13 protein-coding genes are annotated in these 22,575 nt (G+C 70.1%); 10 read left to right on the top strand and 3 right to left on the bottom strand.

The genetic code is table 11. The annotated features are described in order from the left end of the window. The first annotated feature begins 373 nt into the window (after window positions 1-373). The 7 genes from Pme01_RS00065 (at window position 374) to Pme01_RS00035 (ending at window position 16,951) form a co-directional block, all read left to right on the top strand. The gene (locus Pme01_RS00065; RefSeq protein WP_168113273.1) at window positions 374-2,563 is read left to right on the top strand and encodes a DUF8189 domain-containing protein; all 2,190 of its coding nucleotides are present in this window, start codon (window positions 374-376) and stop codon (window positions 2,561-2,563) included. A 261-nt stretch (window positions 2,564-2,824) separates the two neighbouring features. After that, window positions 2,825-12,595: a polymorphic toxin-type HINT domain-containing protein gene (locus Pme01_RS00060; protein WP_203935351.1), complete on the top strand. Its 9,771-nt coding sequence runs from the start codon at window positions 2,825-2,827 to the stop codon at window positions 12,593-12,595. Continuing rightward, entirely contained in the window at window positions 12,592-13,785 is a 1,194-nt protein-coding gene (locus Pme01_RS00055; protein WP_168113274.1) for a Clp protease N-terminal domain-containing protein, read from the top strand. Before Pme01_RS00060 ends, Pme01_RS00055 begins: the two co-directional genes overlap by 4 nt. A 228-nt stretch (window positions 13,786-14,013) precedes the next feature. Further along, window positions 14,014-14,421 (top strand): hypothetical protein, encoded by a 408-nt coding sequence (locus Pme01_RS00050; protein ID WP_168113275.1) that lies wholly within the window; start codon window positions 14,014-14,016, stop codon window positions 14,419-14,421. A 157-nt stretch (window positions 14,422-14,578) separates the two neighbouring features. Next, window positions 14,579-15,073 carry a hypothetical protein gene (locus Pme01_RS00045; protein WP_168113276.1) on the top strand — a complete coding sequence of 165 codons (495 nt, stop codon included), beginning with the start codon at window positions 14,579-14,581 and terminating at the stop codon, window positions 15,071-15,073. A 146-nt stretch (window positions 15,074-15,219) separates the two neighbouring features. Next, entirely contained in the window at window positions 15,220-15,630 is a 411-nt protein-coding gene (locus Pme01_RS00040; RefSeq protein ID WP_168113277.1) for a hypothetical protein, read from the top strand. Between the two features lie 472 nt (window positions 15,631-16,102). Continuing rightward, window positions 16,103-16,951: a Clp protease N-terminal domain-containing protein gene (locus Pme01_RS00035; protein ID WP_168113278.1), complete on the top strand. Its 849-nt coding sequence runs from the start codon at window positions 16,103-16,105 to the stop codon at window positions 16,949-16,951. A 49-nt stretch (window positions 16,952-17,000) separates the two neighbouring features. On the opposite strand, the gene Pme01_RS00030 is transcribed toward Pme01_RS00035, so the two are convergent. Next, window positions 17,001-17,588 carry a hypothetical protein gene (locus Pme01_RS00030; RefSeq protein ID WP_168113279.1) on the bottom strand — a complete coding sequence of 196 codons (588 nt, stop codon included), beginning with the start codon at window positions 17,586-17,588 and terminating at the stop codon, window positions 17,001-17,003. Window positions 17,589-17,795: 207 nt separating this feature from the next. On the opposite strand from Pme01_RS00030, the gene Pme01_RS00025 reads away from it, so the two are divergent. Then, window positions 17,796-18,020, top strand: a complete 225-nt coding sequence (locus Pme01_RS00025; protein WP_168113280.1) for a CDGSH iron-sulfur domain-containing protein — start codon at window positions 17,796-17,798, stop codon at window positions 18,018-18,020. A gap of 21 nt (window positions 18,021-18,041) precedes the next feature. Here the strand turns inward: Pme01_RS00025 and Pme01_RS00020 are convergent, their stop codons facing one another. Further along, the gene (locus Pme01_RS00020) at window positions 18,042-19,040 is read right to left on the bottom strand and encodes an iron-containing redox enzyme family protein (RefSeq protein ID WP_168113281.1); all 999 of its coding nucleotides are present in this window, start codon (window positions 19,038-19,040) and stop codon (window positions 18,042-18,044) included. Between the two features lie 161 nt (window positions 19,041-19,201). Between Pme01_RS00020 and Pme01_RS00015 the strand changes: the two genes are divergently transcribed. Continuing rightward, on the top strand, window positions 19,202-19,966 hold the full coding sequence (locus Pme01_RS00015) for an SDR family NAD(P)-dependent oxidoreductase (protein ID WP_168113282.1): 765 nt from the start codon (window positions 19,202-19,204) through the stop codon (window positions 19,964-19,966). A gap of 76 nt (window positions 19,967-20,042) precedes the next feature. Here the strand turns inward: Pme01_RS00015 and Pme01_RS00010 are convergent, their stop codons facing one another. After that, on the bottom strand, window positions 20,043-21,737 hold the full coding sequence (locus tag Pme01_RS00010; RefSeq protein WP_203935350.1) for a sialidase/neuraminidase family protein: 1,695 nt from the start codon (window positions 21,735-21,737) through the stop codon (window positions 20,043-20,045). A 155-nt stretch (window positions 21,738-21,892) separates the two neighbouring features. Here Pme01_RS00010 and Pme01_RS00005 point away from each other — a divergent pair, with 155 nt between their 5' ends. Continuing rightward, window positions 21,893-22,138 (top strand): DUF5326 family protein, encoded by a 246-nt coding sequence (locus Pme01_RS00005; RefSeq protein ID WP_168113283.1) that lies wholly within the window; start codon window positions 21,893-21,895, stop codon window positions 22,136-22,138. The last annotated feature ends 437 nt before the right edge of the window (window positions 22,139-22,575 follow it).

Here is a 22,575-nt window from a genome sequence, read left to right as displayed (position 1 = left end):
CCCGGCGAATGTCACGGCAGATCGTCCAATTTGGACACGCGGACGTGCGGCGTTCGCCTTCCTCCCTCGCTTCAGGCTGCCGTCCCCCGTCCCCGCCGCCGCTCGGCGCCGGGGACGCCTGCCACGCGGATCGACTGACGCCCTTCGCTCCGGAGAGCGTCGCCGCGTCGAGACTCCGTGGCGGCTCGTGCAACCAGTTCGTACAACCAATCCGGGCCCGGTGCCCACGGCCTGGCTTGCCGTGGTCACAACGGGATTCGGGCGGCGCGCGGTCCGAGGACATGCGCATTACTGGGGAGAATCTATGTTTAGTGCAGGGAAGTCTCGTGGGCGGCGCCCGCGGTTAGCCCGCCCGAGGCGGGTGTTGGCGGGCATGGGGGCGGTCGCCGTCCTGGTCGCGCTGGTGGCGTTGGTGGTGCCGGTGGGTCCGGCTCAGGCCGCTCCGCTGGCGGTGGACCCGAACGACGGTCCCGAGGTTGTGGTCAAGTCGGTGGCGCCGGGGCGTCTGGACCTGTTCACGGTGGGTGCGGACCGGGCGCTGCACCACCGGGCGTTCCGCGACGGGCGGTGGTCGGGCTGGGAGGACCTGGGCGGGCAGTTGGCCTCGACGCCCGCGGTGGGCTCGCTCGGGCCGGATCAATTCGACGTGTTCGCCCGCGGTACCGACGACATGCTCTGGCACACCTGGATCAGCGGCGGTGCCTGGCAGCCGTGGGCCAAGCTGCCCGGCTCGGTGGCCATCGACACCGCGCCGTCGGTGGCATCGTGGGGTGCCGGTCACATGGAGGTCGTCGCGCGGAGCAAGGCCGACGGCACGGTGTGGCACACCACGCTCGGCTCGTCCGGCTGGTCCACCATGGCGCAACTGACCCCTGGGAAGGTGACCACCGCGCCGGTGGTCGCGGTGTGTAACGTCAACTGTGCCGATGTCTTCGCCAGCTACACCGACGGCCGGCTGTACCACAGCTATCTCGTGAGCGGCTCCTGGCAACCGTGGAAGCTGCTGCCCGCCTCGACCACGGTCGCCTCGGCGGTGTCGGTCGGCTCGTGGTCAACCAACCACTACGACGTCTTCGTGCGCGGTACGGACAACGCGGTGTGGCACTCTTGGATGGACACCGCCGGCGCCTGGTACAACATGAGCAGCCTGGGCGGATCGGTCAACTCGGCGCCGTCGGTGACGTCGTGGGCCGCCGGCCGCTTCGACGTCGTCGCGCGGGGCACCGACAACGCGCTCTGGCACGTCTCGCACAACAACGGTGCGTGGCAGCCGGGGTCGAGCATCGGTGGCACGCTGAACTCCGCCCCGGCGGTGGCGTCGATGGGAGCCGGCCGCGTGGACGTGTTCTCGACCGGATCGCGCTCCGACGTGTTGCAGGCGACGTTCCAGAACAGCGCCTGGTCGGGGCCGGCGCACGCGTTCTCCCGGTGGCAGTCGATACCGGTCCAGCGGTACTCACGGTCGTCGGTGATGCAGTTGGCGCCGACGAACGGCGCCCGGGTGGGGATGGTCGAGTACTCCTATGTGGACAACCTCGGGCGGCTGCGGTACGCGCAGGGCGATCCCGACTCGACGGCGTTCACGGCCTGGTCGACGCTGTCGCCGGCCGCGGACGCGTACACGGGTCCGCCGGCGTTGACCCAGCAGCCGGACGGCCGGTTGCAGGTGGCCGGACACAAGACCGACGGTGACGTGGGGACGGTGACTCAGCAGGATCCGAGCATCCCGTCGTGGGCGGGTTGGAAGGACGCCGGTGGCTGGGTGACGTCGGACGTCACCAGCGGAACCCTGCCGGACGGCCGGATCGTGCTGTTCGCCGTGGACGGTGACGGTGTGCTGTTCGCCAACCAGCAGACCGCCGTCAACGGCGGGTACGGCATCTGGGCCGCTGTGGGCAGCCTGCGGGTTGCCGGGGCGCCGGCGGTCGCGCCGAGCCAGACGGGGCTGCAGTTGTTCGCGCGGGACACCTCGGGGATGCTGCGTACCGCGGGCTACGAGGTGTCGGGGTCGCTGTCGGACTGGTTGAACCTGGGCGCGTCCGGGTCGACGGGCGCGCCGTCGGTGGTGGTGTATCCGGGGTACCGGCTGCGGCTGTTCGTTCGGGCCGCAGACGGCTCGATCGCGACGATGATCCAGGACAACGGCGGGGCGTGGCCGGCGTCCTGGCAGTCGACGGGTGCGTTCACCGCGGCGGGCGCGCCGGTGGCGATCCTGGACCCGGTACTGGGCCGCACGGCGGTGGTGGCCCGAGGTACCGACAACGAGATCTACGTGTTGTGGGAGACCGGGCAGGACACCAGCGAGTGGGGGACGTGGGGGCGGGCGCTCAACCCGTCCGATCCGACGTTCTCCGATCCGGCAGCCACCGATCCGACGGTCGCGCCGGTGACCAACGCGAGCGGGGAAACCTGGTACATCGTGTTCCGCAACACCAACGACACCACCCGCGTCTACGAACGCAAGCTGTCCGCTCCGGCCGCGGCGGCGGCGGGGACGGCCCCGTCGGCGACCAGTCGGACGCCGTTCTTCAACGGCCGGTCGATGCCCAAGCCGCCGGCCTGAGCCGCCCGTGTGCCGGGCTCCCGGTCCGGTCATCGCCGTGGTGACGGCGACGGCCGGACCGGGGACCGGAGCCGGACGACGGCTGCCGCGCACGTCCTGCCGTACAAGGCTGACGGCGCGAGGTCTGCCGCGCGGGCCGGCCGCACAACGTTTGCCACGCAACGTACAGGCATGTTCGCTGTGGTACTGGGGAGATCCATGAACAGGCTAGACGTCCCTTCGTTCCTGCGTCCTCCCAAGTGGACGCGTCCACCATGGACTGTGCGCTGGACCGCCTTCGCGCTCGCGGCGGTGCTGCTGGCGAGCTCGTCCGGTGACGGCATGCGTGCCATGCCGGCCGGCGGTACTTCCACTCCCCGGCACCGCGCGACGCCGGCTCCGGCCCAGCGCTGGGGTTCGGCCGCCGGCCAGGGGCACCTGACCGGCTCCCCGGGCAACCGGACCGTGCCCGTGTCGCTGCGGGGCCAGTACCCGCCACACAAGCTGAACGACACGCCGGCAGCCGCACACAATACGGCGACGGTGGCGAAGACGACCGGAAACCAGCCACACGGATTCGACCAGGCGGCATCCCGGGAGGACGTGGCCGCGCGAGGCGTCTACGAGCGCACGTACGACAACCCGGACGGCACCCGGACCACTCAGTTCTCCGCCACGCCGCTCAACGTCAGGCAGCCCGACGGTAGCTGGAAGCCCGTCGACTCCGCGCTGTCGCCGCTGCCCGGAGGCGGCTGGCACAGCGGCGACGGCGGGTCCGAGGTGCGGCTGGCGGCCAGCGCCGACGCCACGGAGCTCGCACGGGTCGGCGTCGGGTCCGGCCAGGCCGTCGGGTTCGGGCTCGATGGCGCCGCATCCGCCGGCGGGCGGGCGGACGGTGACACCGTGACGTACCCGAACGTGCTCGACCAGGTGGACCTGCGGCTGCAGGCTGGCCCGGGCCAGGTGAAGGAGACACTGGTCCTGCGCTCGCCGCAGGCCCCGCACTCGTACCGGTTCCCGCTCCACCTCTCCGGCCTGTCGGCGAAGGTGGCCGGCGGCCAGGTCGTGCTGACCGACGCGTCAGGCCGGCAGCGGGCGGCGATCCCGGCCGGGTACCTCATGGACTCAGGGACGGCGGAGGCGGGCCCGGCCACGTCGACGGGCGTGACGTACCAGCTCGTGACCGAGGGCGGCCGGCCGGCGCTCCAGGTGACCCTGGACTCCGCCTGGCTGCGCGACCCGGCCCGGGTGTACCCGGTGATGCTGGACCCGACCGTCGGCCCGCCGGTCGACTCGAGTACCCCCGACGGCAGCATGCTCGTACACGGCAGCAGCTCGATCGCGAACCCGTCCGACCTGATGGTCGGCAATGTCGGTGGGGTGCCGGCGGCCTCGTACCTGAAGTTCGACGGTCTGGTCAACCGGCTGCGCAACCACACCATCTTCGGCGCGCAGCTACAGGTCGTGAACTACGACGGGCCGAGCTGCCGGGCGCGACCGGTCAGCGTCCATCCGGTGACCGCGGCGTGGACGCCCGGCACGGGGTACTCCTACCCTGGCCCGGGGGTCGGGGGCGCCCTGGCCGAGCGGTCGTTCGCGCACGGCTACATCGCGCAGGGGCAGTCCCGGTCGTCGTGTCCGGCCGCGGGCGAGCTGTTCGACCTGGGCGGGGCCGGCGCCTCGCTGGTGCAGCGCTGGGTCGACGGCACCCAGGCCAACTACGGCCTGTCGCTGCGCGCCTCCACCACCGACGCGCTGGCGTGGAAGACGTTCGCCGGCAGCCGCACCGCCAACGCCCCCTCGCTGTTCGTCACGCACAGCCCGTACAACGCGAGCTACGAGATCCCCAACCCGGTACCCGACCCGCCGGTGCTGCAGAACCAGGCCGGCAAGGTCAAGGTCACGGTGACGAACCTGAGCGCCGACGCCTGGGCCCCGAGCGACTACTACCTCGCCTACCGCGCGTACAACGTGGACAAGGGCGAGCCGGCGGGCCAGCAGCGCGCCGCGAACCTGACCGCCTCGGTGCCGCGCGGTGGCAAGGTCACGTTCGACGCCACGATCTCGGCGATGCCGCCGGGCAGGTACTTCATCGACTTCACCATGGTGCGCACCGGCGGCGCGGTCTTCACCGACCACCAGGTGCCGCCGGGCCGGATCGTGCTTCAGGTCTTCGACATCCCGCCGGTGGTGCAGGAGCTGTACCCGCCGAACGGGTACCAGACGCCGACCCTGACCCCGCAATTGTGGGCGCGCGCGCTCGACATCGACGCGCCGCCCGGATCGAGCCTGCAGTTCAAGTACGAGGTCTGCGACCGCGATGCGGGCGGCAACCCGGTCGGCTGCACCAACTCGGGGTACCTCGCCAGTCAGGCGTGGACGGTCCCGGCCGGCCGGCTGGCCTGGTCCAAGACCTACCTGTGGCGGGTCTTCGCCAAGGACACCGGCAACGAGGTGCCCTCGCCGTACTCGGCGCTGATCGCCGCGGTACCGCAGCCCGAGATCACCTCCCGGATCGCGGCGGCGCCCTACGGAACCAAGGACAAGGAGTTCGACCCCCAGGTCGGCAACTTCAGCACCGCGGCGGTCGACGCCGCGCCCACCACGGCCGGACCCGACCTGTCGCTGGTGCGCACCTACAACAGCCTCGATCCGCGCCGCGACGCCGCCTTCGGCGCGGGCTGGACGAGCCGGTACGACATGCGGCTGCTCGCCGATGACGACGGGTCCGGAAACGTCGTGATCACCTACCAGGACGGGCAGCAGGTGCGGTTCGGCCGCAACCCCGACGGCAGCTACGCCGCCCCGCCGGGGCGGGTCGCCTCCCTGACGTTCGACGGCTCGTACTGGAAGCTGCTCGACAAGTCGGCGACCACGTACCAGTTCTCCGCCTCCGGCCGGCTGATGAAGGTCACCGACGCGGACGGCCGGTCGGTGGTGTACAGCTACGACTCCGCCACCGGCAAGCTGGCCAAGGCGCAGGTCTCCAACAGCCAGACCAACACCGCCGGCCGGTCGCTGACGTTCAACTGGTCGGGCGGGCACATCGGCAGCATCACCACCGACCCGGTCGGCGGCGCGCCGCTGGCCTGGACGTACATGTACACCGGTGACCTGCTCACGAAGGTCTGCGCGCCGGACAGCGCCTGCACGAAGTACGACTACACCGCCGGTTCGCACTACCGCAGCGCGGTGACCGACTCCAAGCCCGAGTCGTACTGGCGGCTGGGCGAGTCGCAGGGGACGGGCGCCGGTAGCGACGTCGCGGTCAACCTCGGCAAGGACGCCGGCACCTACAAGAACGTCACGCTCGGCGCGGCCGGCGCGCTCGCCGGTGCGGGCAACACCGCGGCGACGTTCAACGGCAGTTCGTCCTATCTGGAGCTACCGAAGGGCCTGCTGAAGAAGAGCCGCGACGCGGCCGTCGAGCTGTGGTTCAAGACGCCGCTGACCAGCACCGGTGGGCCGCTGCTGGGTTACCAGGACGCCGCGCTGGGCAAAGCGTCCACCACCGGCGTGCCGATCCTGTACGTCGGCACCGACGGCAAGGTACGCGGCCAGTTCGCCACCGGAGCCATCGCACCGGTGGTGTCCTCCGGACCGGTCAACGACGGGAAGTGGCACCACGTCGTGTTGTCGGTGACCGGCTCGACCCAGACGCTGTACGTCGACGGGGCCAGGTCCGGCGAGGTGACCGGCGGCACGGTCGACAGCTCCCTGCTGACGTTCAACCAGATCGGCGCGGCGTACGCCAGCACGCCCGCCTCCTGGCCGAACTGGGGCAGCACCGCCCAGCGGTACTTCAACGGCGTCATCGACGAGGTCGCGGTGTACTCGCACCCGCTCGGGCCGGTGGCGGCGAGCGCGCACTACCGGCTGGGTACGGCCGCCGCCGACGAGATGACCAAGGTGACGCTGCCCAGCGGCCGGGTGGCCGCCGAGGTGTCGTACGACGGAAACCTGGACCGGGTCCAGCGCTACACCGACCGCAACGGCGGCACCTGGAAGATCGGCGCGCCGGCGGTGTACGGCGGCGACAGCGACCTGCGCCGCAGCGTGCAGGTGCTCGACCCGGCCAACCGGCCCAACCTGTACGAGTACGACGCGATCGCCGGGCGGATGCTGCGCTCGGGTACCCCGCTGGGGCTGGAGATCCGGGACGAGGACCGCCCCGGCTCGACCCCGTCGCCGACCCCGTCACCATCACCGACGCCGACGTGCAGCAAGCCCGACCCCAACGACCCCTCGTTCTGCACGGTGATCCCGGGAGACTCGGGCGGTCCGGTCTTCGTCAACCACCCCTTGAACGGGATGGCGATCCGCAGCTTCTCCTACAACGAGCAGGGCTTCCAGGACGTCGTCACCAACGAGAACGGCGACCAGGTGACGCAGACCTTCGACGATCGCGGCAACGTGACGTCGCGCAAGACCTGCCGCGACGCCAGCAGCAACGAGTGCTACACCACGTACTGGACCTACCCGGCCGCGTCGGCCAACCCGTTCGACCCGCGTAACCAGCTGCCGACCGAGCAGCGGGACGGGCGTTCGGCCAGCGCCACCGACAACACCTACCGGACCCGCTACACCTACACGCCGACCGGCAAGCTCGACACCCAGACCAACCCGGACGGCAGCTTCATCAGGCACACGTACACCAACGGCGCGAACGCGTCGGGCATCAACGGTGGCCTCACGCCGGCCGGCCTGCCGCTCACCACCACCGACGCCCGCAACCGGGTCACCAGCTACGCCTATTACTCCAACGGCGATCTGGGCCGGGTGACGAAGCCGACCGGCCTCGTCGTCGAGAGTACGTACGACGAGCTGGGGCGCAGTATCTCCAAGAAGGAGAGCTCCGACAGCTTCCCGGCCGGTGTGGTGACCACCTTCACGTACGACTACGCGTCCCGGCTGAAGACCGTCACCGAACCGGCGACCACCGACGCCGTCACCGGAGTACGCCACCAGCGCAGAGTCACCAACACCTACGACGAAGACGGCAACCTGGTCCAGGTCGACGTGAGCGATCTGCTCGGCGGCGACCCGACCAGGACCACGACGATGGAGTACGACAGCCACGGGCACCAGCGCCGGGTGGTCGACGCCGAAGGTCAGGAGACGACGTACGAGTACGACCTGTTCGGCAACAAGACGTCCATCGTGGACGCCAACGAGAACCGGTACGACTACGCGTACACCGCGCGCAACTCCGTCGCCGAGATCCGGCTGCGTTCGTGGAACGGGGATCCGAAGGGCTCGGGCGACCCGACCCCCGGCGCCGACTACCTGGTGCTGCACTCCTACTCGTACGACTACGCCGGGCGTCTGGCCAGCGACACCGACGCCATGGGCCGCCGGATCGAGTACCAGTACTACGACGACGACCTGCTCAAGAGCTCGGTCCTGAAGAAGTTGCACAACCCGGACGGCACGACCCGTGACTACGTCATCGAAACGGACACCTACGACGGGGCGGGTAACCGGATCAAGCAGGTGGCCGGAAACGGCAAGCTCACCACCTCGCAGGCGGTCGGCAGGAACGGGGAGGTCGTGTCCACCGTCACCGATCCCGGCGGCCTGGCGCGCACCACCAGCTTCGAGTACGACCTCAACGGGAACGTCACCAAATCCACCACGACGGGCAAGTCCTCCAACGTTCCCGGCTTCGACGCGGGCGGCAGCGAGGTCGTCAGCTACGCCTACGGCGACGACGGACTGGTCAGGACCCGGACGGTGCTCGGCGACGGCACCAGCCAGGTCACCTCGTACGCGTACGACCAGCGGGGGCTGCTCACCTCCACCACCGACGCGCGGGGCACGGCGACCGGTGCCGACCCGGCGGCGTACACGTCGACCTTCAGCTACGACGAGGCGGGGCGCCTGGTCACGGCGATCGGGCCGCCGGTCGCGGCGGAGAGCGGCGGCGGGGCGCCGCAGACGGTGCGGCCGACCCAGGTGACCGGCTACAACGCCTTCGACGAGGCGGTCGCGAGCAAGGACGAGCTGGGCAACGTCACCCGCACCGGGTACGACAAGCTCGGCCGCCCGGTGACCGTGACTGAGCCCACGTACACCCCGCCAGGCGGCAGCCCGGTCATCCCGGTCACCAGGTCCAGCTACGACGGGCTCGGTAACCTGGTCGAGACCGTCGACCCGCTGGGCAACAGCACCCGCTACGGGTACGACCGGCTCAACCGGATGGTGAGCCGGGACGAGCCGGGCACCACCAACGACGAGCGGGCGGTGTGGCGGTACACGTACACCCGCACCGGCGAACTCCTGTCGGTCACCGACCCGACCGGCGCGCGGGTCGAGACGACCTACGACGACCTCGACCGCAAGGTGACCCTCACCCAGGTGGAGCGCAAGCCCGTCGCCGACACCTTCACCACGAAGTTCGGCTACGACGACGCCAACAACCTGACCAGCATGGTGACGCCCGGCGGTGAGACCACCGTCAACGTGTACGACGCGGTCGGAGAGCTGATCAAGGCCACCGACCCGGCCGGAGTCAGCACCGAAATGGGCTACGACTTCGCCGGCCGCAACGTGCGCACCGTGGACGCGCTCGGGCGGGCGTCCGTCACCTCCCACGACGGTTTCGGCCGCGTCTCCAGCGAATCGGATCTCGCGCCCGACGGCACCGTGCTGCGCAGCCAGCGCTACGGCTATGACCCGGTCGGCAACCTGGCCTCGTCGACCGATCCGCTGAACCACACCACCAGCTACACCTACGACGCGGCGAACCAGCTCGTCAAGCAGGTGGAGCCGGTCAGCGACGGCAGGTCGATCACCACGACGTTCGGCTACGACGCGGCCGGTAACCGCACCCGCTACAGCGACGGCCGCGGCAACTCGACCATCTTCGGGGTCAACAGCCTCGGCCTGCCCGAATCCGTGATCGAACCGTCGACGGCGCCGCAGCCGAACGCCGCGGACCGGACCTGGACGGTCGGGTACGACGCGGCCGGGCAGGCGGTCACCCTCGCCGCGCCCGGCGGTGTCACCCGGCAGCGCGCGTACGACGCGGCCGGCCGGTTGACCGGCGAGACCGGCAGCGGCGCCGAGTCGGCGACCGCCGCGCGGAGCCTGGGTTACGACCTGGCCGGCCGGCTGACGAAGGTCAGCACGCCGAGCGGTACGAACACGTACGCCTACAACGACCGTGGCGCGCTGCTCACCGCCGCCGGACCGGCCGGGTCGGGCACCTTCTCCTACGACCAGGACGGCCGGCTCACCTCCCGGGCCGACGCCGCCGGCACGACCAGCTACACGTACAGCAGGGGGCGGTTGGCGACGCTGACCGACGCGCTCACCAGCACCAAGCAGACCGTCGGGTACGACGCGGCCGGCCAGTTCAAGACCGTCGACTACGGCGCCGGCCGGGTGCGCACGTACGAGTACGACAACCTGGGACGGGTCGCCTCGGACACCCTGCGCAACGCCGCCGGACAGACGGTCGCGTCCGTCGGGTACGGCTACGACCTCGGCAACCATCTGACGCGCAAGACGACGGCCGGCGTCGCCGGAGCGGGTGACAACACCTACGGCTACGACTTCGCGGGCCGGCTCACCTCCTGGACCGGGCCGGGCGGCAGCACGGCGTACGGCTGGGACGACTCCGGCAACCGGGTGCAGGCTGGCCCGAAGACCGCCCGGTACGACGAGCGCAACCGCCTGCTCTCCGACGGCGACTACACCTACGCGTACACGGCCCGGGGCACTCTCGCGTCGCGGACCAGCTCGGGGCTGACCGAGCGGTACTCGTTCGACGCGTTCGACCGGCTGGTCTCCGGTGCCGGGCAGAACTACACCTACGACGGCCTGGACCGGGTCGCCAGCCGGAACGGGACCCCGTTCAGCTACGCCGACGCCACCGACAACCCGGTCTCCGACGGCACCGAGACGTATGCCCGTGGACCGGCCGACGACCTGCTGGCCGTCTCGACGGGCAAGACGAAGAGGCTGACCCTGGCCGACCAGCACGGCGACGTCGTGGCCGCCCTCGACCCGGCCGACGCGAGCCCGACCACGCCGGCCGAGTCGACCACGTACGACCCGTTCGGCCAGGTCACCGCGCGCAGCGGCGACACCGGCCGGATCGGTTTCCAGGGCGACTGGACCGATCCGGGCACCGGCCAGGTCGACATGGGCGCCCGGTGGTACGACCCCGGCTCCGCCACCTTCGTCTCGCGGGACTCGGTCGACTACACCGGCGGGGAGTCCATCCTGGCCAACCGGTACACGTACGCCGGTGGCGACCCGCTGGACGCCAGCGACCCGGACGGGCACTGGCCCAAGTGGCTCAAGAAGGTCGGCAACGCGATCGTCTCCGGCGCCAAGGCCGTCGGCAACGCCATCGTGGCGGGCGCCTCGGCGGTCTGGTCCGGCCTCAAGGCGGCCGGGAACGCCCTGCTGGACGGCGCCCGGTGGCTGATCGACAAGGCCGCCAGCGCCATCAGCACCGCCGTCCACTGGGTCTCCAACCAGGTGCAACAGATCCGGGACAAGGGCTTCACCAACTGGGCCAAGGACAAGGCCGAGCAGGTCCGGGCCGCGGCGGTGGCCAAGGCAAAACAGATCACCGCGCAGGCCAAGCAGGCGGTCTCGTACGCCATCAAGCACAGCCCGCTGCCTGCGCTGGCGGCCGCCGTCAAGCCGCTGTACACCGGGCTCAAGACGGTGGTCTCCGCGGCCGCGCACCTGCCCGCCGCGGTGGTGTCCACCGTCCGCGACGTCGTCAACGACGGCTACAAGTCGGTACAGAACCTCTACAACAAGGCGGTCGAGGCCGCCGGCCCGCTGCTGGACACCCTCTCCAAGGCCGCCAGCGCCGTCGGGGACTTCGTGGAGACCCACGCGGCGACCATCGCGGGGTTCGCCGCGGGGGCCATCGTCGGCCTCGGCTGCGGCGCCCTGATCGGCTGGACCGGCGTCGGCGCGGTCGCCTGTGGCGCGCTCGCGGGCGCGGTCGGCTCGATCGTCCACGACATGGTCGAGGGCGGTCACGGCTGGAAGGAGATGCTCGGCAACGCCGTTACCCAGGGCGCGATCGGCGGCTTGACCGGTGGGCTGGGCTCGATCGGGGGCCAGGCCCTCGGCGCCGGCGTACGGGCCCTGAGCGGCGGTGCCAGGGCCGCGATCAGCGAGGGCGTCTCCGCCGCGCGCGCCGAACTCGGCAGCATGGTCAGCGGCAAGCTGAGCGGGGGCCTGCTCAGCGGAGCGGGCCGGTCCGGCGGCGCGAGCGCAGCCAGGGCCGGCGAGGGCTGCCTGGAGAGCAACAGCTTCGCCCCGGGCACGGCGGTGCTGATGGCAGATGGCAGCCAGAAGCCGATCGATCAGGTGGAGATCGGCGACCAGGTGCTGGCCACCGACCCGTCGACGGGTGAGAGCGAGGCCCGCCCGGTCGTGGACACCATCGTCGGGCAGGGCGACAAGAACCTGGTCGAGGTCACCGTCGACACCGATGGAACCGGTGGTGACGGGACCGGGGTCATCGTGGCGACCGACCACCACCCGTTCTGGGTCGAGGATCTGGACAGGTGGGTCGACGCCACCGAGCTGCGGGTCGGCTCGCTGCTGCGGACGTCGGCGGGGACGTACGTCCAGGTCACGGCCGTCAACCGGTGGACCGCTCACGACCAGCGCGTCTACAACCTGACCGTCGACGGTGACCACACGTACTACGTCGTCGCGGCGAACACGTCGGTACTGGTCCACAACTGCGGCAAGAGCTACACCGGCGCGCACCGCACGGACGACCCGGGCTACGAAGGTACCCACCGCGCGGACGAAGGCGACTACTCGCCCCGGCACGCAGCTCCTGAAAGAGGCCGTCACGGCCGGCTCAACGCTATTGACAAGATCAGACCGGATCTGGTGAGCGCCCAGGGCGGTGTGGAGCCGGGGGGCAAACTCGGTGAGACGCTCGATAACCTGGCGACGGGACTGGGCTCGGACAAACCATCATGGGCAGCACCCGTGCTAAAGGTTGCCGGTTACGTCCTCGAGATGGGTCAACGAGTCATCGTGGGCCGGCGCGGGAAGAGATGATCGAGGCGAGCATGGTGATGGTCTGGGTCCCCTCCATCGGTAGCGGGGTGACGGGCACGCTCGCCGCCTGTTACCGCACTGCGGCCAAAACGGGCGCCCAGACCGTGGGAACGGATGTGGTGCTCCGCGAATGCCTCGATCGCCTGGCGCGTTCCCAACCGAGCGTCGCCGAGGCTGTCCGTGCGCTACGGCGCGCGGACGGTGATCGGCCCCACGACGGCGGCTGGGCCAGCCCGGACCTCGATCCGGGCGTCGCCGCCTCGCACGAGGTGGATCTGGGCGCGGCGGCGGCGCTGCACGAAGCCGCCTGGCAATCCTGGGGCGCGCGCGGTGGGAAGGATTCCGACCAGGGGTCGCGCCCGATGCCGGAGTGGAGCGGCGCGGTACGGGCCGCCGTGCGGCTGGCGGTTGCCGACGCCCATGCTGAAGGGGTGGCGTACGTCAACGTCGCGCGTCTGCTGGTCGCGCTGCTCGGCATCGAAGGCAGCCGTGCCCGGGAGCTGATGGATCGAGGCGGGGTCGACGCGCGCGAGCTGGTCCGGCGGTTGAGACAGGATGGAGCCCTGCGCACCTATGTTCGGCCGTGGACGCCGACCCTGGATCTGCTGCGAGCCGTCGGACTCGTCAGCGGCGCTTCGTGGCCGGTACGGGTCATTGCCGCCGTAGTGCGTGCGCACATAGTCAGACGCACCGATGCGGGGCCCATCCTGCACGCGCTGGACGCCGAGGCGAACCGGCAAGCGGTCCGGCTCGGCCATCAGTGCGTCACGCCCGCGCATCTGGTGCTCGCGGTGTCCTCACTGGAGGATCAGCTTGCGGTACGCGGTGCCACCCTTCGGGCGGACCTTGCACCGCACAACGAAGCCGTAAGGATCCTGCGCAACCGGGTGGCGTACCGGGACCTCGCGGTCGAGGCGGCCGATCTGGCGGGCGACAGCGGCCGCGATCTCGCACCGGAGAGCCCGCGTACCGGGCGCCGCGGGCCTCCCTGGACCGTCGACGCGGTCCGGGCACGGGACCGGGCGAAGGCCATCACTTCCCGAGTGGGCCACGCCCATGTCGGTACCGATCATCTCATCGCCGCGGTCCTCGAGGCGCCGGACGATGACCTCTATTCGATCTTCCGGCTGTCCGGAGTAGAACTGCGGGTGGTACGGGACGCTGTCAACGCGGCCTTGGCCGGCAGATGACCTGCGATGCGGACGGTGACGCCGAAGCGGTGGACTCTCATCGGGCCCGTACCGCGACCGCTGCCGGCCGGGGCATCGGTCGGGCCGGCAGCGGGGAATCAACCGGGCATCCGGTCAACGGTTGTCTCTGATGCCGGCTGCGTTGCGTGTTATGGAAACCCTCGACCTCAAGGCTGTTGCCGGTCCCCAGCCACTGGAGCTCGGGGTGGCCGCTGATGAAGGATTTTGATGACTGATCTGATCGACTTTTACCGGCACGAGCGTGGGTTTGTCCTCTCCAGGAGTCGCGATGCTCACTATCGGGACCTCGGCTCGTGGTTGACGTCGGACATCCAGGCGTATGCGCCGGACTGTCTCGACGTGTTGTCGTGCGTGGAGGACGTCCGGTTCGGTCGGTCTGCTCTTGACGAGTGGGAGGGGAACTCGTGCTATACCCGGTTCACGCCCTTCGGTGTCACAGTGGAGAGCCTCAGCCCGGAGGGTGGGTCGACGACGTACACCCCTGACGAGGCGCACTCGGTAATGCTCCAGTACTGGCAGTTCCTGACGCCGACCGGGGAGAAGAAGAATCGGGCGCTGGCGAGCTGGGAGGGCGGGAACGAGCGGGAGCACCCGTGCCGACCTCATTTGTGGTGAGCCGCGGCTGTACTGACCAGACGCCCTCGGCCGGGGATAGGCTCGCAAATTGGATCCAGACAAATGGGCCTGGGCCGGTAACGGTCTGAACATCGAAGGCTTCTACAACAGGCAGGGCAAACACTGGGAGTCGGGCCGCGAGTGGGGGAGTGGCTAGGTGAGCGAGCCGATCGAGTTCTTTCGGGATGAAGACGGCTTCATCTTGCCCCCGACGAGTAACCCGCATTTCCGGGGCATCGGCTCGTGGCTGGCATCGGACATTCAGACCTACGCGCCGGACTCTCTCGATGTTCTGGCCCGCGTGGAGGATGTCCGATCGGGCCGGTCGAGTTTCGGGGAGTGGGAGGGCAATTCAGGCTGCACCCGGTTCACCCCGACCGATGTCACCGTGGAGAGCCTCGGCCCGCGAGGTGGGGAGACGACGTACACCCATGAGGAGGCGCACTCGGCGATGCTGGGGTACTGGCATTTCCTCACGCCGACCGAGGAGAGCAAGAAGCGGGCGCTCGCGACGTGGGAGGGTGAGAACGAGCGGGAACACCCGTGCCGGCCTCATTTGTGGCGAGCGTTGGGCGAGCCATACGCCGCCGACGGCCTCCCGTTCGAGGAGGCCGGTGGTGATAGGTGCGGTGACATTCGACCTCGCGGCTGATCTGCGGCTGTCGGCAGCGGAGATCGTCGACCTGCTGGTAGAGGCGGAAGGCGAGGCGCCGCCCGGAACCCGCCGGCATTGAGGGAGTCCATCAGATGCGTTGGCGACGTCGCGACCGGCGGAGCGCACCGTCGCCCACCTAGGTCATGGCCCAGTGGCTTCTCGCGATGGTGCGCGACAACCAGGAGGAGATGACCAGACTCCGTGACGATCCCGACCCGGAGCGGGGCTCGGCGGTGATGGATGCCGCCTTTGTGCTGGCTGTTCATCAGCGTTTCGCGGCCGGCCACGACGTGCGCGACATCGGCCGTTTCGTCGCCGCCCTGCGGGAGCCGTACCCCGTTGAGAAGTTCCGGCAGATCGACGCGGAGGCAGAGATTCGCGCGGCTCTCGGCGAGGGGGTCAACCTTGACGGTATCGATGTGGACACACGTACCTTCATCCGTATCATGACGTTCTGGGAGGTGGTCCGGCAGGAATCCATGTCGGACCGGGATGTCGCGGCGTTGCTCGTCGAAGCCGAACGACTGGCTTACCGTCCGTTGTCAGACGGCTGACCTGAGTCACGGATGTCGTGGCCGTTCTGGCCGCAAGGCTGCTCTTCCGTCCTCAAAGGGTAAGGACACCACCACAGGGCTGCGGCGGTGAGAATGTCTACTGTGGCAAAGGAATGGTTCGTTCGCGCGGGTGACCATGCCGGTTCCGCCAGGTGAGGTGTTCGGTCGGGTAGGCGCCACGACCCAGTGGGCGCTGACCGGCGCCTGCCGACTGGTCGATCGACGCCACCCGCGGAGTGTGGGTACGGACCATCTCCTTGTCGCCTTGGCCTTACGGTCGGGAGGGCTGAGGATGGCGCTGGGGTCGAGGATGCGGGATCTACGCAGAGGTCTCGGCAGGACTGGACAGCAACCGGAGCCTTCCCCGCCACCAGTGACTGCCGACACCGTCTCAGATTGCGATCTGGAGGTGGACGGCGGCCTACGCGAGGCGTACTGGCAGGTCTTCGGAGTGCCTCACGGGGAAGGCCCGGTGGCGACTACCTGGAGCCCGGATGCCCGGCAGGCCTTGCGGCGGGCGCTGGTGGCGGCGGGGAATGACGGCGGATACTGGGCCGGTAGGCGCTACCTGTTCGACGCCATCCTTGCCGACCCGGGCAACCGCGCCCACGCCCTGTTGAGCCGATGCCGGGTTGATCCGTCGATGGTTCGGACGGCGACTCGTGCGGACGAGAACGTGTCGGCCGAGGACCAACCCCGGTTGCCCGTAGTCGAAAGCCTGCAGACCTTCGGAGTTGTTCCGGCTCGGAACGCGACCCGCCCCTCGCGTCTGTTGGCGCGCATACTGACCGCCGGAGCAAGTCGCCTTGCTGACGCGGATCCCGTCCTGTACGTCATGGAGATGGAGGCGATCCGGCAGGCCGTTCGGCTGGGCAACTCACGCGTCACGACGGCTCACCTTGTGCTGGCTACCTTGGTGCTCCACGAAGAATTGGTGACGGCTGGGCCTTGGGAGCCGGAGACGGTGGGCGCGCTTGGTAGTGCGGGGGCGATCCTGGCCGCACGTGGTGTCACGTCGTTCTCCGTCGGGCGTCATCTCGCGACGCTGTCCTCCTTCGGTGACGCGGCCCCGAAGCAGCGTCACCGGGCCTGGAGGACGAATCCGAAGCATCCGAAGTGGACAGTGGCTGCGGCGCAGGCGGCGGAGGCGACTCGGAACGCTTCTCCTCAGGGCCAGGAGGACGTCTCCGCCGGTACCGCGCGTCTATTCGTGAGCGCACTGGCCGACGCCGATGACGATGCGGTGCGAATGCTGCACCGGCTGAGTATTGATCCCGCCGCGGTGGTGAAGGAGGCGGAACGGTTGATAGCGCCCCAGTGACCGACGGCGCTGGGCTTGGACACCGCTACGGGATCGATCTCCGACGCGATCACTCTCCCCAGGCGCCCACCCCCAGCGAGTACCGCAGCGCGAACAGCAGAAGCACGACGCCGACGACCAGCCACGCGATGTGTACCCGGTGCCGATGCGCCTCGTACGCGTGCCACCACGCCACCGCCGCCTCGGCCACCGGGCCGACCTCGATGCGGGCCTTCGGACGCAGGTACGGCGCCAGTCGGGTCGCCGCGTTCGACCTGGCCGGGGGTACCGTCGGGTCCGCAGGCGTCTCAGGTGAGGCCGGCGCGTTCGGCCAGTCGATGACGTCGCTCGTCGACACCCAGATCTCGACCAGTGGTTCGAACTCCACCGCCGAGCGCCACCGCTCGGAGCGGCGTTGGAAGGCCTGTTGAAGGTACTCGTCGGCGGCGCCCGGCCGGCGCAGGAGGGTACGGGACAGCTCCAGCCGGCCCCACCTCGCCGCCACGTCCGTCAACACATCCGGGTAGAGCAGGTCGGCGTCGCGTTCGTCGCCCACGACACGGGCGGCGTCGTGGCGCAGCGGAGTCAGATGCCGGGCCACGAACGCGACGTACTCCGGCGGCGCCTCGCGCGCCATGTGCGGCAACACCTGGAGCACGCTTCCTCCTCGGGTCGTGCCGGTCCGGGCGTCATGACAAGCGTGCAATACGTACGGGCGGGATGTCTCGCCGAGGAGTCCGCGAAACGACCCCCGCCTGCCGGAGACCGCCCGCGAAAACGCTATGGACGAGCTGACGGCATCGCGTTCTGACGGCATCGTGGCCTTGACGGTTTGCTGCGCCGCCGCAGCGGGCACACCTGCGGCATGAGCTCCCCCGACCCGACCGGCGCGGTCGTCACCCCGTGCGAGGACGGCCCGCTCCTGCTACGTGGCAACTTCACCCTCGTCACCCAGGACGGGGAGACGATCGAGCCGGGGAGGGCGACGGTTGCGCTGTGCCGCTGCGGCAAGTCGGCGATCAAACCGTTCTGCGACGGTACGCACAAGGTCATCGGGTTCCGGGCGCCGAGCAGTCGCGCGGGGTCCTGAGTAGTCAGGCGTACACAGCAGTCAGGCGTACGCGTCCACCCGCAGCGAACTGTCGGCCCGCTCCCAGCACGCGAGCAGGTGGCCGGCGAAGAGCCGGTCGAGCGCCAGGGCGCTGGCCGCCCCGAACAGGACGTCCGGTATCCGCTCGGGGTGGGCCAGGCAGAAGGCGCCGCACATGTCGCGTGCGGCGATCTGCTCGTGTACGGCGTCGGCCTCGACGTGCTCGTCGTAGAACCGGGTGGCCGTCGCGTTTCCGCCGAGCCGCCGCAGGCCATTGCCGTACCGGCGGTTGGGCAGCGACGAGGTCATCTCGAACGCGGCGAGGTGGCCCAGCAGCGCGCCGCGGTGACGCCGGTGCAGGCCGAACAGCGACATCACGTTGTTGGTCGCGAGCGTGATCGCCGGTACCACGTCCACATAGGCGCCGTAGCCGGTGTCCAGGCCGAGCTCCCGCATGGTGGTACGGAACAGCTCAGCGTGCATCCGGTCGGGCCGGCCGCCGCCGTACTCGTCGATCTGGATCTCCACCAGCGCCGCCTTCGGGCCGCCGTCCAGCCGGGGAATCGCCCAGGTGTGCGGGTCGGCCTCCTTGAGGTGGTAGACCGAGCGGTGCGTGACGAATTCGCGGAACTGGTCCATCGTGGCGTGGCGGTACAGGTACTTCGCCAGGGACGGCCCGTCGTCGGCCGAGGTGAGCTCGACCAGCGCGCGCGGTACGGCGTCCGGTGGCACCGGCGGGACCGGGCCGACGACCGCACGGAGGTCGCGTTCGAAGCGCTCCTCCACGGCGGCGCGCAGCGCCAGCAGCGAGGGGTTCCACTCCCAGCGCTCGTCGACCCCGTCCCAGCCCCGGTAGTGCAGTTCGTAGCAGATGAACAGCGTCAACTGCAGGTCGTCGTCGTACACGGCGCCGTCGTCGGCCAGGGCCGCGGCCAGCCCGTCGGGCAGCGGGTGTGGTTCGCGTCGCAGCGCATCCGTCAGTTCTTGCGACACCGGGCCGCGCGACCGTGGCAGTCTCATGGTCCCGCAGCGTTCCCTGGCGGGGACTTCAGCAAACGTGTGTCGATCGACCCCCCAGAGGCCGACCGGCTGCTGGTCCCGCCGTGACGCCCAGCCGAGCTGACCTGCGCCTGCCGGCGATAGGCTGGGAACTGATCATCATTCGGCCTCGGGGAGGACCCATGCCAGAGCGACTGGACGGCACAGTAGCGCTGGTCACCGGCGCGTCGAGCGGGATCGGGGAGGGCGCCGCGCTCGCGCTGGCCGAGCAGGGCGCCACGGTCGCGCTCGCGGCCCGCCGGGCGGAGCGGCTGGAGGCCCTCGCCTCCAAGATCCGTGAAGGCGGCGGCTCGGTGCTCACGCTCACCGTCGACGTCACCGAGGAAGAGCAGGCCCGCGAGGCCGTGAAGCGGACGGTGGCCGAGTTCGGCCGGCTGGACACGCTGGTCAACAACGCCGGCGTGATGCTGCTCGGGCCGGTGGTCGACGCGCCGGTACGGGAGTGGGAGCGCATGGTGCAGGTCAACCTGCTCGGCCTGCTGTACTGCGCCCACGCGGCCCTGCCGCACCTGCTGAGCGCCGCCGAGGACGGGCCGCGGCGGGTCGCCGACATGGTCAACGTCAGCTCGGTCGCCGGGCGGCGGGCACGCCGGGGATTCGGGGTCTACAACGCGACCAAGCATGCGGTCGGCGCGTTCAGCGAGTCACTGCGTCAGGAGGTCACCGGCCGGCACGTACGGGTGTCGCTGGTCGAGCCCGGCGCGGTCGAGACCGAGCTCTTCGGCCACAACCGCCCGGAGATCCAGGACCTGCTGAGCGAGCGGTACGTCGGGATGGAGCGGCTGCAGGCAGGTGACATCGCCGACGCGATCACCTACATCGTCACCCGGCCGCGGCACGTGGCGATCAACGAGATGCTGATCCGCCCCACCGAGCAGGAGGCATGAGGCCCGGGTACCGCAGACCCTGGTACCGCAGACTCGGGTACCGCAGACCCTGGTACCGCAGACCCGGGTACCCGCGTCAGCGGCGGGGTCGGAGCGGATGAACGCCGCCGCTGGCGGCGGGGGTGCTCGACCGCGGTGACGGTGCGCTCCCGGCGCGCTCGTCAGGGCCGCCGGACTCGGATCTGTCGAACTCCGATCTGTCGGATTCGGATCGGTCGAGCTCGGACCTGTCAAACGAGGCGAACCGCCCGTACCGTACATCCGTGCGGTTGTCGTTGCCGCCGTCGTTGGTCGTCACGAACACGGCCCGGAACGTGTCGTCGTCGGCCGCGAGCCCCTGGTAGTCGCCGAGGAAGTAACCGCCCGCGACCGGTGCCCGGAGGCCGTCGAAGACGGGTGCGATCTGTCGTTCATCGCCGAAGCGGGCTCCGCCGCGCGGGGAGACCGTCAGCCAGGTACCGGTGGGCAGCGTCGCGGTGTTCCCCGGCTTGAGGGTACGCAGGTCGTAGTAGGTGACCCCGACGTCGCCGGAGTCGGTGACCGCGACGGTGGGCGTGAAAGCGGGGGTACCGGTGTCGCGGTTGACCCGGACCGGCGTACTCCAGGTGCGACCGCCGTCTCCACTGTGGACGAGCTGAATCTGGTTGTACGCGCCGCCGGTGAAGTCCGATCCCTCATAGGCCACGTACAGCTCACCGGTCGCGGGGTCGATCGCGGGCGACGGCAGGCCGGCGCCGGTGCGCAGCGCCGCGCCGGTGTTGGGGTCGGTGTCGAGCACGCCGGTGTCGCGGGCGACCACGGCCGGCCGACTCCAGGTGCGGCCGGCGTCGGCGGAGCGTACGACCTCGAACCGGCTGAACACCACGTTGCTTGCGGTCTCGTCGGTGTACTGAATGGACGTATAGAAGTCGTACAGCACGCCGGTACGCGGATCGCCCACGATGACGTTGCCGATCGTCTGCTGGTACGGCGCCATCTCCACGATGACCCGCGGTGCGCTCCAGGTACGGCCGAAGTCCCGGGTGACCGACAGGTACGTCGGCCCGTTGACGAACCGGGTGCCGTCGGGACTGGTCGTGAACCGGTCCCACACCTGGTACGCCGAGCCGGCGCGGACCGGGTCGGCGGTCACCGAGTTCTTGTCGTTGAAGTACGCGATCTCGGTGTCCCTGATGACCTCGGTGGTGTTGCGCCACGTCCGCCCACCGTCGTACGACGTGACGGCGACGACCGCGTTGCGCGGACTGCTGCCGTCGAAGCTGAGGGCGCTGCCGTACACGGTTCCGTCCGGACCGATGCTGATCCACGGATCGGAGGCTCGCTCGTAGTGCAGCCCACCCGGCGCGCAGCGCGAGACCGGCCAGGTGAAGCGGCGGAACGACCGCCCACCGTCGCTGGAGTACGCGCCCGCGAGGCCGTGGGCACCGCCGTCGCTCCACCGGTCCTGCTGCCAGGCCGCGACGACCTGCGCGGGGCGCCGGCGGTTGACGGCGATCGAGGGCTCGACCTCGGCGCCGGGGTAGAGCACCGAGGTCGGAGTAGCGCCGATGGTGCAGCCGGCATAGGGATCACCCTGGGACAGCCGGGTGGGTTGTGCTGTGGCGGGCGCTGCTGTGCTGGGCGCTGCTGTGCTGGGGGCTGCTGTGCTGGGGGCTGCGGTACTGGGCGCTGCGGTGCTGGGGGCTGCGGTGGCGGGGACCGGGGCGAGGGTGGCAGCCAGGGTGAGAGCCATGGTGAGAGTCATGGTGCCGAACGCCTTGGGTGTGCGCATGTACCCTCCCTCGGTCAGGAGCGTCACCGATCGCGCTGTTGCATGTACGCATCCTAATCGACGTTAGTTGATGTGTTTGGCGATTTCGGGGTCTTCCCGGATGGCGGCGCTTGCGCCCGCGCGTCACTCTGGAGTTCGGTGGCGGAGGAGGACCTATGAACACGGCACGCTTGCTGGCTTGGCTCGTCCTGCCGGTGGTGGCCCTGGTGGCGCTCGGCACGCTGGCCATCTGGTTGCTCAAGGCGCTGTTCGGCCTGGTGTTCTACCTGATCGCGGGCGCCCTCGTGGTGGGGGGTGGGCTCTACCTCTACCGGCGGGTCAAGCGGTCGGTTGAGCCCGGCAGTCGCAACCGGCGGCGCATCGAGGCGGCGTCCGAGACGTATCGGATGCGCAACCGCTGACGGCGCCTTTCTGACGCGGAAAGAATCTCGCGTACGGGCGTCCGATAGGCGGAATACGGGCGCGGGGCCGGTTCGGAGAGGCCGGTCCCGCGGCGCCCGGAGCCCGGCGATGCGACCGACAGCCGTCCCGATTCCGATGGGTCCCGATCGGCGGGGTCCGAGTCGGCGGGGTCCCGTTCGGTAGGGCCTGAATCGGGCGCCTGCCGATCGGCACAGCCCGATGCCCCAGCACAGTCCGATGCCCCGGCACAGCCCGATGCCCCAGCGCAGCCTGACGACGACTCGGAGCGGCCGGATGCCTCGGCCCGGCCCGATGGTCCCGACGAGTGCTACCGGCCCAGCCGGGATGCGCCTCGACCGGTTGTTCGCATTGCTATGGAAGCCAGGCACACGCAGGATCGCCTCCTTGCCGGTTGGTGAGCCCTACGCGGCCGGGT

Source organism: Planosporangium mesophilum, from assembly GCF_016863255.1.
Classification (GTDB): Bacteria; Actinomycetota; Actinomycetes; order Mycobacteriales; family Micromonosporaceae; genus Planosporangium; species Planosporangium mesophilum.
The sequence above is the reverse complement of the archived record's forward strand: the minus strand, read 5'-3'. Positions and strand labels throughout refer to the sequence as shown.